The following is a 14,244-nucleotide window of genomic DNA, read 5'->3' as shown; positions in this document are numbered from 1 at the left end:
GACATGAAAAAGGCGACCGCAAGGTCGCCTTTTTGTTATCCGTATTTCTGTCGGCTTGCTACCGCCGATAGAGAGCCCCGCCAGATTGCGGGGCCAGTGGCGCGTTAGCCGCGCTCGCGGATCGTCTTGATGATGTCGCTGGTGGAGCAACCATCCTCGAAGTTGAGGACACGCACCTCGCCGCCGTTGGCGGTCACCTCGGCGTAACCGGCGATATCTTCCGGCTTGTAGTCACCGCCCTTGACCAGCAGGTCCGGCAGGATCTCGGCGATCAGGCGCTGCGGGGTATCTTCACCAAACGGCACCACCCAATCCACCGCGCCCAACGCAGCCAGCACCGCCATGCGGCGCTCGGTCGGGTTGACCGGACGACCCGGCCCTTTCAGACGGCGCACCGACTCGTCGGTGTTGACCGCCACGATCAGACGATCCCCCAGCTTGCCGGCGTTGGCCAGATAGGAGACATGACCGGCGTGCAGGATGTCGAAGCAGCCGTTGGTCATCACTACCTTCTCGCCGCGCAGACGGGCGGCACGAACAGCCACTTTCAGCTGAGCTTCGGACATCACGCCGAAACCGGTCTCTTGCTCGGTATAGAGGGCGTTGGCCAGCTCGACCGGACTGACGGTAGAGGTACCCAGCTTGCCAACCACGATACCGGCAGCGGTATTGGCCAGCGCGCAGGCTTCGTCCAGGCTCTTGCCTGCCGCCAGCGAGGTGGCCAGGGTGGAGATCACGGTATCACCGGCACCGGTCACGTCATACACCTCGTGGGCCTGAGCCGGCAGGTGCAGCTCCGGCTGACCTTCGCGGATCAGGGTCATGCCGTTTTCGGAGCGGGTGACCAGCAGGGCATCCAGCTCGAAGCGCTTGACCAGATCCAGCCCCTTGGCGACCAGTTCCTCTTCACTCTTCACCTTGCCTACCACGGCCTCGAACTCGGACATGTTGGGGGTCAGCAGGGTGGCACCACGGTACTTCTCAAAATCGGTCCCCTTGGGATCAACCAGCACCGGAATGCCGGCGGCTCGGGCGCGCTGGATCATGCCGGGCACGTCGTTGAGGGCGCCCTTGCCGTAGTCGGAGAGGATCATCACGTCGCTATTAGGCAGCGCCTGCTCGACCTTGCCCATCAGCAGGGTGGAGTCGACGGCGTGGAAGGCCTCTTCAAAGTCCAGACGCAGCAGTTGCTGGTTGCGGGACAGCACCCGCAATTTGGTGATAGTCGGGTAGTCGGCCAGACGAACGAAGTCACAGGCCACCTTGACGCCAGCCATCTGGCCGGCCAGCGCATCGGCCGCTTCATCCTGACCAGTCAGGCCAAGCAGCACGGCATGGGCGCCAAGGGCGGCGGAGTTGAGGGCCACGTTGGCCGCGCCACCGGGACGCTCCTCAATGTGTTCAACCTTGACCACGGGCACCGGCGCCTCGGGGGAGATCCGGCCGGAGGGGCCATGCCAATAGCGGTCCAACATGACATCGCCTACGACCAGGACGCGGGCTTTTTCAAACTCGGGCAGGGTGATCTTCATCTGTATCGACTCTCAAAACCTGAAAAATCAGCGGGCGATTTTATCACACTCTTTTATTTGAGGGAGAAAAAGCAAACCTGCGGTTTCCATTTAAAGGAAACCGATAGTTAGGATTCCCGTAACACCAGTGAACCACAATCAACCCCTCTGACCAGCACACTGCCATTCGCCCCCGCCCCCCTTTTCGGCTAGAATCCCCCGATTGTGTTTGCGAACAAGAGATTAGCCATGGCCCATGACCACGCTCCCCGCCTGGAGCCCCGCCTGTTTCATCCCCGTTACTGGGCCAGCTGGTTCGGCCTCGGCCTGCTCTGGCTGCTGACCCTGCTACCGTGGCGCAGCCAGATGTGGCTGGGCCGTCAGCTCGGTCACCTCGCCGCCAAGATATTGAAGTCCCGGGTAAAGATTGCCCGTCGCAATCTGGAACTGGCCTTGCCTGAACTGACCCGGGATGAGCGGGAGGCGCTGCTGAAAGCAAACTTCGAGAGCGTGGGCTGCGCCGTGTTCGAGGTGGGGATCGCCTGGTTCTGGCCAGACTGGCGGATGCGCAATCTGATGACGGTGGAAGGGGAAGAGCATGTCATCGCCGCCATGGAGAAGGGACAGGGCATGCTGCTGCTCTCCTGCCACTTCCTGACGCTGGAGCTCAACGCCCGCTGTTTCGGTCTGGTGCGCCCCGGGGTGGGGGTCTATCGCCCCAACACCAATCCGGTGCTGGAGTATGCCCAGTACCACGGTCGCTGCGCCTCCAACAAATATCTGGTGAACCGAATTGACGTGAAGGGGATGATCAAGGCACTGCGCAACGGCGATGCCCTCTGGTACGCGCCGGATCACGACTACGGCTCCCACGCCAGCGTGTTCGTGCCCTACTTCGCGGTGGAGCAGGCGGCGACCATCACCGGCACCGCCACCCTGGCGCGGGTGAAGAACACCGTCACCCTGCCCTGCTACAACATCCGCACCCGCGAGGGTTACACCCTGCATATCGGGGCCCCGCTCGCCGACTACCCCAGCGGGGATGACATGGTCGATGCCGCCCGTGCCAACCGCGAGATTGAAGCTGCCGTGCGCAAGGCGCCGGAGCAGTACATGTGGCTCCATCGCCGCTTCAAGACCCGCCCCTCCCCCGAGGATGCCAGCTTCTACTAAGCGGCCTCGCCCGACAGGGGCCAGCTCGCAAAAACCGACAAACCGCCTGCTGGCGGTTTGTTTTTTTCCGCTGTCAGCCCTGAGCGGCACAGCAAGCGCCCCGAACATCAGCCGCGCAATCACACCCTGCATGTTTCTGCCTATCCCCCTCAATCAGCTGCAAAAGAGACCTCATCACCGACCGTAGAAACTGAAAGCGGGTTACAAACTTATTGATTCATTGATAAATAATGGGGTATTTCGATAGATTCATCGTCACTACTCGCTGATGTGTCATTGAGTGACTTGCTCCATTCGAATACAAAAATTGAATTTGTGACACGAATCACCTTCATGCAAAGACACCACCAAGCAACATTGGTGATCCGAGTCACAAAAAGTGGTCATGCAAAACAGAAAAGATCGAAATGTAGCCGAATTACAGCGCCGGAATGTGATCGAGATCACCTGTCTGGGAGGGGGGATGGCGGGGTATCTGAGAGGTAGATCACAAGATACCCCGTTTTCAGCCTAATTTGATCGCAAGCTGGTAGATTGAAGTTGCTTAGACGACCGGGATGGAGGTTCGGCAAAACCAGCCATCCCGACTACCACTTTTAATCAAACAGGCTTAAAACGGGGTCCCGACATGTTATCACCGGATACCAAAGTCAAGATACAGAATTTTGGACGCTTCCTGTCCAATATGGTCATGCCCAACATAGGCGCCTTCATCGCCTGGGGCTTTATCACCGCCCTCTTCATCCCCACCGGCTGGCTGCCAAGTGAAACCTTGGCCAAGCTGGTCGGCCCGATGATCACCTACCTGCTGCCGCTGCTGATTGGCTACACCGGTGGCAAACTGATGGGCGGTGAGCGCGGTGGTGTGGTCGGTGCCATCACCACCATGGGCGTCATCGTCGGTACCGACATCCCCATGTTCATGGGCGCCATGATGGTCGGCCCGCTCGGTGGTTGGGCCATCAAGCGCTTCGACAAGGCGATGGACGGTCGCGTCAAGAGCGGCTTCGAGATGCTGGTCAACAACTTCTCCGCCGGCCTTATCGGCATGCTGCTGGCGATCCTCGCCTTCTTCGTGATTGGCCCCTTCGTCAAGGTGCTCTCCGGCGTGCTGGCCGGTGGTGTCGGCTTCCTGGTGGAAAACCACATGCTGCCGCTCACCTCCATCTTCGTCGAGCCGGCCAAGATCCTGTTCCTCAACAACGCCATCAACCACGGCATCTTCTCGCCGCTGGGGATCCAGCAGGCGACCGAGCACGGCAGCTCCATCTTCTTCCTGATTGAAGCGAACCCGGGCCCGGGCATGGGCGTGCTGCTGGCCTACATGGTGTTCGGTCGCGGCGCCGCCAAGCAGTCCGCGGCTGGTGCCTCCATCATTCACTTCTTCGGCGGCATCCACGAGATCTACTTCCCCTATGTGCTGATGAACCCGCGCCTCATTCTGGCAGTGATCGCCGGTGGCATGACCGGGGTGTTCACCCTGACCCTGTTCAATGCCGGTCTGGTCTCCCCCGCCTCACCGGGTTCCATCTTCGCCGTGCTGTTGATGACACCGAAAGCCTCCCTCATCGGGGTGCTGCTCTCCATCGTCGCCTCCACCACCGTCTCCTTCTTGGTCGCCGCCGTGTTCGTCCGTGCCCAGCAGCCGGAAGCCGACGAGGCCGATGCCCTGGGTGAAGCCACCCGCAAGATGAAAGCCATGAAGGGTGCCAAACCCGAGACCGCAGCGGCCAAGAAGCCGGGCGGCGAACTAATGGCGGTACGCAACATCGTGGTCGCCTGCGATGCAGGTATGGGTTCCAGCGCCATGGGTGCCGGCATGCTGCGCAAACGGGTGCAGGCCGCCGGGCTCAATATCAGCGTCACCAACCGCGCCATCGATCAGCTCGACGATCAGGTGGACTGGGTCATCACCCACAAGGATCTGACCGAGCGGGCCCGTCGCCATGCGCCGCACGCTCACCATATTTCGCTGACCAACTTCCTCGACAACGGTCTCTATCAGGAGCTGGTACAGAGCCTGAGCCGCGCCGCCAACGATGATGTCGCCAACCCGCAACTGCTGGTGGCAGCCAACGATGACAGCTACGAGCCGCAAGCTGCCGAGGTCTTTACCCTGAGCCGTCATGACGTGCATCTGGGACTGAAAGCAGATAACAAGGAGGCCGCCATCCTGACCGCAGGCCGACTGCTGGCCGAGCGCGGTTACGTGGCGCCCGACTACGTCAACGCCATGCTGGAGCGCGAGCAGCTGGTCTCCACCTACCTCGGCGAATCCATCGCCGTGCCGCACGGTACCATCGCCGCCAAGGAGTTTGTGAAGCATACCGGCATCGTCATCTGCCAGTATCCGGCCGGGGTCGCCTTTGGCGAAGCCGCCGATGAGGTGGCGCGACTGGTGATCGGCATCGCCGCCCGCAACGACGAACACATGCAGGTGATAACCCGCCTGACCAATGCACTGGATGAACCCGGTCTCATCGACCGGCTGGCCAGCACCACGGATCCCCAGGCCTTCCTGGATCTGCTGGGTGCCGAACAGGCTGCGTAATCATCTTTCATCGTCTTTGGTTCAAGAGGTTAATATCATGAAAACATTGCATTTTGGTGCTGGTAACATCGGTCGCGGCTTTATCGGCAAACTGCTGGCAGATGCCAGCCATCAGGTCACCTTCGCCGACGTCAACGACACGCTTATCGATCAGCTCAACCACCGTCAGGAGTACAAGGTCCATGTGGTGGGAGCGGATCAGAAGCTGGACGTGGTGCGCAACGTGGCAGCGGTCAGCTCCGCCGGTCACGAGGTGATCGCCCGTATCATCACCGCCGATCTGGTCACCACCGCGGTCGGTCCCAACATTCTGGACAAGATTGCCAGCACCCTGGCCAAGGGGCTGCAGGCCCGTTTCGATGCCGGCAACCTGACGCCGCTGAACGTCATCGCCTGCGAAAACATGGTACGCGGCACCAGCCACCTCAAACAGGAGGTACTCAAGTACCTGCCAGTCGCGTATCATGCCACGCTCGAATCCTGCATCGGTTTCGTCGACTCGGCGGTGGATCGCATAGTCCCTCCCGCCGCGGCTGCCAACGATGATCCGCTGGAAGTGACGGTGGAGAGCTTCAGCGAGTGGATCGTCGACCAGACCCAGTTCAAGGGCGAGCTGCCACAGGTGGCGGGCATGGAGCCCACCGACAACCTGATGGCCTTCGTCGAGCGCAAGCTGTTCACCCTCAACACCGGCCACATCGTCACCGCCTACCTCGGCAAGCTGCGGGGCTACCGCACCGTGCGCGAGGCGATCGAAGATCCAGTGATCCGCAGCAAGGTACGCCGCGCCATGGAGGAGAGCGGTGCCGTGCTGGTGAAACGCTACGGCTTCGACCCGCGCCTGCACGCCGCCTACATCGAGAAGATCCTCTCGCGCTTCGCCAACCCCTATCTGGTGGACGAGATTGACCGGGTCGGTCGTCAGCCGCTGCGCAAGCTGGCGGCGGGGGATCGGCTGGTGAAGCCGCTGCTCGGCACCCTGGAGTACGGCCTGCCCAACGAGCAGTTGCAGGAGGGGATCGCCGCGGCGCTCCACTATCGCAATGCCGATGACCCGCAGGCAGTGGAGCTGCAAGCCCTGCTGGCGGAGCTTGGCCCGGCCAAAGCGCTGGCTCGCGTCACCGGGCTGGATGAAGGGAGCGAGGTGGTTCGCGCCATCGTCGCCCGTTACGAAACCCTGTAATGACCCTGCTTGCGGCGCATTCAGCCACCACTGATAGCGCGCCAAGCGCTTGAATGGCAAGGAAATGTGCCCCATATGATAAAAACAGGGAGAGAGGCTTGCTCTCTCCCTGTCAGCTGGACCCAATGCACCTATGACCACACACCAGGAAGATGAAGTACTGGAACGACTGAACGAGCAGGATGGCCCCCGCGGCTTCTTTCTCGAAGCCGTGACCATCCTGGAAGAGGCGGTCGACTCCCTGATGCGACGCGCGTTCCGTCAGGAGGAGTATGCCGTCAAATACGCCATCGAACCCCTGCTCAACCAGAGCGGCCCCCTCGGACAGCTGGAGGTGCGCCTCAAGCTCATCTTCGCCCTCGGCCTCATCTCCCTCGAGCGCTATCAGGATCTGGAAGCCTATCTGAAGATCCGCGACTTTCTGGTGCGCGACCCCAAGGATTACCGCTTCAGCGACAAGCCGATCCACGATCTGCTCGACCGCCTGCACGGGGTCAATCAGGGTGGCATGATGAAGCTGGAGCCCCCCGCCAGCGAAGAGGATTGGGCCTTCTACCAGATGCAGCTCAACCGGCTCGATCAGATGGTGCGCTCCGCACTGGTACTGGCGCTGGCCGACTGTGTCGGCGAGCTCCACAAGGAGAGTCCCATCTAATCCGGCCCCAAGGCCACACCATCACCACGGTTGGCGTCTGGCTGGCGCCCTCCCCTCTTGGCCAGCAACCATGGTGCCACTCCCTCCGGTGTCAATCTGACCAACTTACCCACTACACTAGCTCCATACTCACTGCCTGAATCGAGGTCTGCATGATTGCTCTCTCTGGCCGGGATCGCCCTGGTCTCCGTGCTGGCCCAATGGCTCGCCTGGTCGCTGCGGGTGCCCGCCATCCTGTTTCTGCTGCTCACCGGCCTGACCCTTGGCCCGGTCAGCGGCCTGCTCGACCCCGATGCCCTGCTCGGGGATCTGCTGTTTCCGCTGGTCTCCCTGTCGGTGGCCATCATCCTGTTTGAGGGGGCGCTCACCCTCCATCTGACCGAGCTCAAGGGGATCGGCAAGGTGGTGCGCAATCTCTGCTCCACCGGCATGCTGGTCAGCTTCGCTGTCATCGGCAGCGCCGGTTACTTCCTGCTGGGGCTGGACTGGCGGGTCGCCACCATGCTCGGCGCGGTACTGGTGGTAACGGGCCCTACCGTGATCGCCCCCATGCTCAACGTGATCCGCCCCACCCGGGAGGTGGACCGCATTCTGCGTTGGGAGGGGATCGTCATCGACCCCATCGGCGCCCTGTTTGCGGTGCTGGTGTTCGAGGCGGTACGCCTCGGCAGTCAGGGGGATCTCATCAGCCATACCCTGCTGGCGCTGGGCAAGACAGTGCTGGTCGGTTCCCTGATCGGGGTGGTGGCGGGCTGGCTCACCACCCTGCTCATTCGCAAGGACTGGCTACCGGTCAGCCTGCATAAATTCGGCGTGCTGGCGCTGGTGCTGGTCACCTTCAGCCTCTCCAACTGGCTGAGTCACGAATCGGGCCTGCTGGCGGTGACCGTGTTCGGCATCTGGCTCGCCAATCAGGAGGGGCTGGATCTGGAGGAGGTACTGGCGTTCAAGGAAGATCTCGCTGTCATCCTTATCTCCAGCCTGTTTATCCTGCTGGCAGCCCGCCTCGATCTGGCCCAGCTCTGGCAGCTCGGCCCCATGGTGCTGGCGCTGCTCTGTGTGGTGCAATTCGTGGCGCGCCCGCTCTGTATTCTGGTCTCGACCTGGGGATCGGATCTCTCCTGGCGGGCTCGCGCCCTGCTGAGCTGGATCGCCCCGCGCGGCATCGTTGCGGCGGCAGTCAGCGCCTCGTTCGCCATCAGCCTGCATCAGGCCGAGATCCCCGATGCCGACAAACTGGTGCCGCTGGTATTTGCGGTGATCATCTCCACCGTGGTGCTGCAGAGCCTCACCTCGGCGCCGCTGGCCAGCCTGCTCAAGATGCGCCAGAGTGCCCCCAATACCTGGCTCATCATAGGTGCCAACTCGGTGGCACGGGCCATAGGCCGGGCGCTGGCGGATCAGGGTGTGCCGGTACAGCTCTGCGATCCCGCCTGGGAGTTCTGCAAACAGGCGCGGATGAGCAACCTGCCCTGCTACTTTGGCAATCCCCAGTCGGAACATGCCGAGTTGCACCTGCCACTCACCAGCATCAGTACCGTGCTGGCGCTCTCCCCCAATCGCCACAACAACGCCCTCGGGGTGCTGCACTTTGCCCACCTCTACGGCGAGGAGCTGGTCTACTCCCTGCGCTCCAGCGAGCAGCACGGCAAGGCCAACCGGGAGAGCGCCACCTTCCGCGCTCGCCAGAACCTGTTTGGCCCAGACATCAACTATGCCAGGCTGAGCGGCCTGCTGAGCCGGGGTGGCCAGATCAAGGCGACCCGCCTGAGCGAGGCGTTCGACTGGGCCCAGTATCAGGAGGCCAATCCCGGTGCCATCCCGCTGTTCATCATGGATGGCAAGGGCATACCCCAGATCGTTACCGGCCCCGTCACCCCGCAGGCGGGTGAGCTGCTGATCGCCCTGCAGCCACCCAGAGAGCAGGGCGCCGAATGAACGAAGCCAACCACAATCCGCTGATCGCCCCTCTGCTGGCGCTGTTGCAACAGGCGGCGGGCAGCTACAAGGTGCATGAACTGATGGCCGCCCTGCGCCAGCAGGGGGCAATACCCCGGCTGGCCGACGATGAACAACTGCAGCTGTTTCGGGTCAACTTCCTGATCATGAACGCCCTCTACCAGCTGCTGGCCGAGCTTTATAAAGAGGGTTGGTGGCTGGTGATCAGCACCCTGGATATCCGACTCGAACCGCTGGCCGAGACCCCACTGGCCAGCCACACTTTTGCCATTGGCGAAAATCTGCGTAGCTACTATCTCGACTGGCAGCTGTTCTGGTAGACCGACCGTGCCGAGGTTGAAGCCCTGCTCAACCGCTTCTGGCGCGCTTATGACGGGGAGGGGCACAAAACCGAGGCGCTGGCCCTTTTCGAGTTGAATGAAGGGGCGAGTCAGGAGGCGATCCGCCGCCGCTGGCGGGAGCTGGCGCTGCAACATCATCCGGATCGGGGCGGTAATGCCGAGACCTTTATCCGTATCCGCTGGGCCTGGCAGGTCCTGCGGGGATGATCCCGTTGCTGCACAGCTGTTGCCGCACATAAAGGGCAGGCATAGACTGGAGCTGGATATTCCCCACAGGAGCGCATCATGACAGTCAGTGAACTTCGTAAGCTCTATCAGCAACAGATCCTGCACGAAGCCGAAATACGCCACGACGTGGCCATTCCCGGCTGGCTCATCGAATTCAGAGGCAAGGATGGTGCCCTCTACGAGCTGACCGACACCCTCGGCTGCCCGGTCAGTTTCGGCACCGTCGATCAGGCCCGCGAACATCTGCATCTGGTTGCCGACTGCCCGATGCAGGTGGAGCACCTCTACCGCTTCTTCGAACGCTAGCTCCACCCACCGCACAGTAAAAAGGCTCCCGAGGGCTGTCTCTTGATCACAACTATTGGTGCTCAAGAGACTGCGCCAGTTCGTAGCCTTCCAGGAGGGTCTGGAGTCGAAACCAGCCCTCCCATAATGCCGCTATTGAAGCCCGCCCCGTTCGTTTAGTGTCCTTCCAGCCCCCCAGCTTGGCCAGGCTCCGGTACGCCCATCTCATATCCGGCACCTTGGTTGGCAACGGCGTTTTCTCTACCTTTCGCCAAAGCAGCTTCCACCCCGTCGGGCCTATCACCGTTTCGCAGCTTTGATTCTGTGCCGATGACTCCTCGTTGATAAACCTCAATTGCAACAGACGCACCGCGATAAACGACAAGATGACGCACATCCGCTTCAGGTTATCCATGCTCTGCATCCTTAAGGTTTCTACCCGAGTGCCGGCACTCTTCCAGACCTTGTGATAATCCTCGATAAGCCAGCGCCGCTCGTAATAGCCGATAACCTTGCGGGCCTGTGCATCGTCGGTCACGGCTTCACTAGTCAGCAGGTGCCACTCCAGCCGGTCAGAGGCATCGCCCTGCTCAATGCATCCCACGTAGTAGAGCGGGATATCCGGCTCGTTACGCTTGTTGGCCGGAGCCTTTAGGGTGACTTTGGTAAACTTGATGTCGAGCACGGCCTCTCTGGCTTTTCTGCCGCCCCGCTGCGGTATTTTGACGACCTTGGTGCCGGCAGAGTGGCACTGCCGGGCATAGTCGTAGAGCTTGTGGTCATGCTCTTCGATACAGCGACTTTGCATCGAGCGCACCACAAAGCGTTGTTGGTTGCTCTGCTTGTAATGCAGATATTCGTAGATATCCGCTTCCCGGTCACAGACCGAGATAACGTTGGCCATCTGAGTGCCGAGACGGGCGGCAAAGGCCACGGATGCCTCCTCCCACTTGCGACTCTCTTTCTCCTTGTAAGGCCGGGTGGCATGCCGGTGGCTCTCTCCCCGCTTGCTGACATCACGGGTCCAGATACGCTGTGCAATCATGCCGACCACCTGCGATTTATGCGGAGCAAACAACAAGACGGAGTGAGCCAGCAGAGCGCGACTACTGCCTTGATTGGTGTGCCCCAGCTCATCATGGACGCTGGCATGGTTGAAGGTCAGGGCCGTGGTATCTTCCAGTGCCAGCAACAGGTCGTAGTCCCTGGCTAGGGCTGCGGTGGTGGCAAAGCCTGCATCAGCAATGGCATCGGCATTGACATGGTGGTTGCGAATAAAGCGATATGAGCCTTCCATGTCGGCGGGTGAGAGGGGAAGTTGTGACACGCAATCTCCGGGTTGTTGAGCAAGGGCGGTGGCGAGTTTGACGAGACGTTCAGTGCGTCTGGGGTCCTTGAGATTGGCATGGCCAAACTGGTCGAATGCCCATTGTTCGAGTTGGGTGAGATGCATATTAGAGCCGTGATAAGGGATGGCAAAAGAGTCAGATCACGGAGAAGGGAAAAGGTTCAAAAAAATCCCCAAGCGATGCTTGGGGATTTGTGTATAAGAGACAGCCCGAGGGAGCCTTTTGTTATTCCGGTTGCTTTCTATTCTGGTTGCAGCGGTTCCGCCACCTTGCCCTCCAGCTTTCTGACCGGCTTTTGCAGGATCAGGTTGGCTGGATAGGTGACCAGATCGCCGTTGTCATCACGTACCCGCACGTAGAAGAGACCAATCTCGGTGATGACGCCGGTGACCGAGTCGTCCTTGTCGAGGATGCGGATCCGGTCGCCAATCTTGTAAGGAAAGGCGAAGAAGATGGTGATGCTGGCGGTGATGTTGGAGAGGATCGACCACTGGGCCACCATGGCGACCCCCAATACCGCAAAGAAGGAGGACGCGAGCACCACCAGTCGGGAGAAGTCGAGCCCCCACACCCCGGCCAGCACCAGCAAGGTGGCGCAGCCGAGCAGGAAGTAGAACACATGGGCCACGTAGAGCACCCGGTTCTCGCTCACTTGCCTGCTCTGACCGAGCGCCAGCAGGCTCTTGTGAATCAGCCGCCGGATCAGGGTATGCCCCAGCAACAGCAGCAAGGTCAGGCCAATGGATTGCCACATGGGTTATGCCTCCTTACCACCAGCGCCGATGCTTGAGCCAGACAGCCAGCCCGCTTGCCAGCGTAACCAAGGATCCGCAGAAGACCCAGAAGGCGGTCGGGCTCTCGGCCCCCGGCATCCCACCCAGGTTGATGCCGAACAGGCCGGTCAGGAAGCTGGCGGGCAAAAACAGCAACGCCATCACCGACATCTGGTAGGCGCGGCGGTTGGTCGCCTCCGCCATCAGATTGTTGATCTCGTCCGCCAGCACAGCCGTGCGGGCTACACCGGCATCGAGATCATCGAGCCAGCGCCGCAACCGGTCGGCGATATCGAGCAGGCGGCGGCGGTCATCCTCATCCAGCCAGCTGATCTTCTCGTTGGCGAGGCGCGCCACCAGATCCCGCTGGGGGGAGAGGTAGCGGCGGATCATAATGAGCTGCTTGCGGATCAGCGCCAAGCGGCCATTGGCGGGCAGGTCGCGCATCAGCACCATCTCCTCCAGATCGAGGATCTTGTCGTGCAACTCCTCGACAAACTCCCCCGCCCGATCGGTCAGGGCATCGCAGATCTCCACCAGCCAGTCGGCCGGGGAGTCGGCGCCGCCCCCCAGCTTGAGCTGGTTGAACACATCCTGCTCCGAGAGCAGCGGGCGACGACGGCTGCTGATGATGAGATCCGGGGTGATGAAGATGCGCAGCGCCACCATCTCTTCGGGCCGGTGATCCTTGTTGTGGTTGATGCCGCGCAGGATCAGCAGCACCGTTTCCCCCATCCGCACCAGCTTGGGACGATTGCTCTGGCCGAGCAGCGACTCCCTGGCCACCTCGCTGAGCAAGGGTGTCTGCAGCAGCCAGCGCGCCGAATCGGGATTGCCGTAATCCAGATGCAGCCAGCCGGGATGCGCCGCCGGGACTTCGCTTCCCGCCGTCAGCGGCGCCATGCCACCCTTGCCATCCAGGGTCAGGGCATAAATCACTTCACCGGGCACCCGATCCATCTCATCTCCTTCTCGCTTCATATGCAGGCCCCAGCTTACACCAAAGGCGGGGACGACTCAGCCCCGCGCCGGGAAAGGAGGCCTGTGTTAACATGACCGCTCTCGTTTTCCATCCGCTTTTACTACAGGAAACCATGCCATGCCCATCTGGGTTGATGCCGATGCCTGCCCCATTCCGGTCAAGGAGATCCTCTACCGCGCCGCCCACCGCGCCCAGGTCGTCACCACCCTGGTGGCCAATCAGGGATTACGGGTGCCCCCCTCCCCCTTTATCAAAACCCAGCAGGTGGAGAAGGGATTCGATGTGGCAGATCATGTCATCGCCCAGCAGGTTCAGCCCGGCGATCTGGTGATCACCGGCGATATTCCCCTCGCTTCCTGGGTGATCGATGCCGGTGGCGAGGCGCTCAATCCCCGCGGTGAGATCTACACCCGCGAGACCATCAAGGCGCGGCTCGGCATGCGCAACTTTATGGAAGAGCTGCGCTCGGCCGGCGTGCAGACCGGCGGCCCTGCCCCTTTCAACGCCGCCGACAAACAGCGCTTCGCCAATGCCCTCGACAAGTGGCTGGTCAAAGGCACGCTGTAAAGAGACCCTAAAGGCGCCCTACTTGGGCGCTTTTTCGCCGTAACATCCTGATTTTTAAAATAAGAGCTGACCACAACCGTCAGGCTGGTAAGATGCGCCGCCATCTTGTCCACGCCGTAATCATCATGACCGCCCAAGGGCACCTGCTCTTCTCCGTTACCTGCACCCTGATCGCCCACAAACTGCAGCTCACTCCGGCGCTGGCCGATGCCAGTCTGTGGCAGACCATCCCTGCCGCGCTGGCCAGCGCCCTGTTGCCCGACCTCGACCACCCCAAATCGGTGCTGGGGCAGCAACTGCCGTGGATCTCGAAACCCCTGTCGCGGCTGTTCGGCCATCGCGGCTTCACCCACAGTCTGCTGGCGGTCGCCGCCGCCGTCTGGGGGCTGAACCAGAGCCTGCCGCCGGGCACCCTGCCCGTGGGGGTCAAGGATGCCCTGATCGTCGGCTACCTCAGCCATCTGCTGGGGGATTGGCTCACCCCGGCGGGCATTCCGCTGTTCTGGCCCATCAAACGTCGTTACCGCCTGCCTGGCTGGCCGCTGCGCAGTGGTGGCGCCATCGAAACCGGCTTTTGCACCCTCAGCCTGCTGGTCGCCGGCTGGTGGTGTGGCTGGCGGCTGTAAGCCAGAAACAACAAGCCCCTGACGACGTCAGGGGCTCAAACCGTGGCGGGTGCCACTAGAG

Annotated in this window: 12 protein-coding genes and 1 pseudogene; 9 read left to right on the top strand and 4 right to left on the bottom strand. The window is 61.4% G+C overall.

Annotation, left to right across the window (positions count from 1 at the left end; translation table 11 throughout):
* Positions 1 to 104 precede the first annotated feature (104 nt).
* Complete coding sequence (gene hldE / locus NMD14_03950) at positions 105 to 1,532, bottom strand: bifunctional D-glycero-beta-D-manno-heptose-7-phosphate kinase/D-glycero-beta-D-manno-heptose 1-phosphate adenylyltransferase HldE (protein XEI33591.1); 1,428 nt, start codon at positions 1,530 to 1,532, stop codon at positions 105 to 107.
* Positions 1,533 to 1,760: 228 nt separating this feature from the next.
* Between hldE and lpxL the strand changes: the two genes are divergently transcribed.
* The 7 genes and pseudogenes from lpxL to NMD14_03915 all read left to right on the top strand — a co-directional run bounded on the left by lpxL (position 1,761) and on the right by NMD14_03915 (position 9,907).
* Entirely contained in the window at positions 1,761 to 2,684 is a 924-nt protein-coding gene (gene lpxL, locus NMD14_03945; GenBank protein ID XEI33590.1) for an LpxL/LpxP family Kdo(2)-lipid IV(A) lauroyl/palmitoleoyl acyltransferase, read from the top strand.
* A 628-nt stretch (positions 2,685 to 3,312) separates the two neighbouring features.
* Positions 3,313 to 5,235 carry a PTS mannitol transporter subunit IICBA gene (locus NMD14_03940; protein ID XEI33589.1) on the top strand — a complete coding sequence of 641 codons (1,923 nt, stop codon included), beginning with the start codon at positions 3,313 to 3,315 and terminating at the stop codon, positions 5,233 to 5,235.
* Positions 5,236 to 5,272: 37 nt separating this feature from the next.
* Complete coding sequence (locus tag NMD14_03935; protein XEI33588.1) at positions 5,273 to 6,418, top strand: mannitol-1-phosphate 5-dehydrogenase; 1,146 nt, start codon at positions 5,273 to 5,275, stop codon at positions 6,416 to 6,418.
* Positions 6,419 to 6,551: 133 nt separating this feature from the next.
* Positions 6,552 to 7,073, top strand: coding sequence for an MltR family transcriptional regulator (locus tag NMD14_03930; protein ID XEI33587.1), 522 nt, complete (start codon positions 6,552 to 6,554; stop codon positions 7,071 to 7,073).
* Between the two features lie 156 nt (positions 7,074 to 7,229).
* On the top strand, positions 7,230 to 9,011 hold the full coding sequence (locus NMD14_03925) for a sodium:proton antiporter (GenBank protein XEI33586.1): 1,782 nt from the start codon (positions 7,230 to 7,232) through the stop codon (positions 9,009 to 9,011).
* Positions 9,008 to 9,580: pseudogene (locus NMD14_03920) on the top strand (DnaJ domain-containing protein). The gene NMD14_03925 and the pseudogene NMD14_03920 overlap by 4 nt, the downstream one beginning before the upstream one ends.
* A 78-nt stretch (positions 9,581 to 9,658) precedes the next feature.
* Entirely contained in the window at positions 9,659 to 9,907 is a 249-nt protein-coding gene (locus tag NMD14_03915) for a hypothetical protein (GenBank protein XEI33585.1), read from the top strand.
* A gap of 52 nt (positions 9,908 to 9,959) precedes the next feature.
* Here the strand turns inward: NMD14_03915 and NMD14_03910 are convergent, their stop codons facing one another.
* From NMD14_03910 to zntB, 3 genes are all read right to left on the bottom strand, one after another.
* On the bottom strand, positions 9,960 to 11,339 hold the full coding sequence (locus NMD14_03910) for an IS4 family transposase (protein XEI33584.1): 1,380 nt from the start codon (positions 11,337 to 11,339) through the stop codon (positions 9,960 to 9,962).
* Between the two features lie 137 nt (positions 11,340 to 11,476).
* Entirely contained in the window at positions 11,477 to 11,989 is a 513-nt protein-coding gene (locus NMD14_03905) for a mechanosensitive ion channel family protein (protein XEI33583.1), read from the bottom strand.
* Positions 11,990 to 12,002: 13 nt separating this feature from the next.
* Positions 12,003 to 12,968, bottom strand: coding sequence for a zinc transporter ZntB (gene zntB / locus NMD14_03900; protein XEI34710.1), 966 nt, complete (start codon positions 12,966 to 12,968; stop codon positions 12,003 to 12,005).
* 139 nt (positions 12,969 to 13,107) lie between these two features.
* Here zntB and NMD14_03895 point away from each other — a divergent pair, with 139 nt between their 5' ends.
* Complete coding sequence (locus NMD14_03895; GenBank protein XEI33582.1) at positions 13,108 to 13,557, top strand: YaiI/YqxD family protein; 450 nt, start codon at positions 13,108 to 13,110, stop codon at positions 13,555 to 13,557.
* Positions 13,558 to 13,682: 125 nt separating this feature from the next.
* Entirely contained in the window at positions 13,683 to 14,183 is a 501-nt protein-coding gene (locus tag NMD14_03890) for a metal-dependent hydrolase (GenBank protein ID XEI34709.1), read from the top strand.
* Positions 14,184 to 14,244 lie beyond the last annotated feature (61 nt).

This window comes from Aeromonas veronii, assembly GCA_041319085.1.
Lineage (GTDB): Bacteria > Pseudomonadota > Gammaproteobacteria > Enterobacterales > Aeromonadaceae > Aeromonas > Aeromonas veronii_F.
The sequence above is the reverse complement of the archived record's forward strand: the minus strand, read 5'-3'. Positions and strand labels throughout refer to the sequence as shown.

Bases quoted from the DNA above. Each gene is read 5' to 3' on its own strand.
- hldE (XEI33591.1), bottom strand. From the start codon at position 1,532: ATGAAGATCACCCTGCCCGAGTTTGAAAAAGCCCGCGTCCTGGTCGTA.
- lpxL (XEI33590.1), top strand. From the start codon at position 1,761: ATGGCCCATGACCACGCTCCCCGCCTGGAGCCCCGCCTGTTTCATCCC.
- NMD14_03940 (XEI33589.1), top strand. From the start codon at position 3,313: ATGTTATCACCGGATACCAAAGTCAAGATACAGAATTTTGGACGCTTC.
- NMD14_03935 (XEI33588.1), top strand. From the start codon at position 5,273: ATGAAAACATTGCATTTTGGTGCTGGTAACATCGGTCGCGGCTTTATC.
- NMD14_03930 (XEI33587.1), top strand. From the start codon at position 6,552: ATGACCACACACCAGGAAGATGAAGTACTGGAACGACTGAACGAGCAG.
- NMD14_03915 (XEI33585.1), top strand. From the start codon at position 9,659: ATGACAGTCAGTGAACTTCGTAAGCTCTATCAGCAACAGATCCTGCAC.
- NMD14_03910 (XEI33584.1), bottom strand. From the start codon at position 11,339: ATGCATCTCACCCAACTCGAACAATGGGCATTCGACCAGTTTGGCCAT.
- NMD14_03905 (XEI33583.1), bottom strand. From the start codon at position 11,989: ATGTGGCAATCCATTGGCCTGACCTTGCTGCTGTTGCTGGGGCATACC.
- zntB (XEI34710.1), bottom strand. From the start codon at position 12,968: ATGGATCGGGTGCCCGGTGAAGTGATTTATGCCCTGACCCTGGATGGC.
- NMD14_03895 (XEI33582.1), top strand. From the start codon at position 13,108: ATGCCCATCTGGGTTGATGCCGATGCCTGCCCCATTCCGGTCAAGGAG.
- NMD14_03890 (XEI34709.1), top strand. From the start codon at position 13,683: ATGACCGCCCAAGGGCACCTGCTCTTCTCCGTTACCTGCACCCTGATC.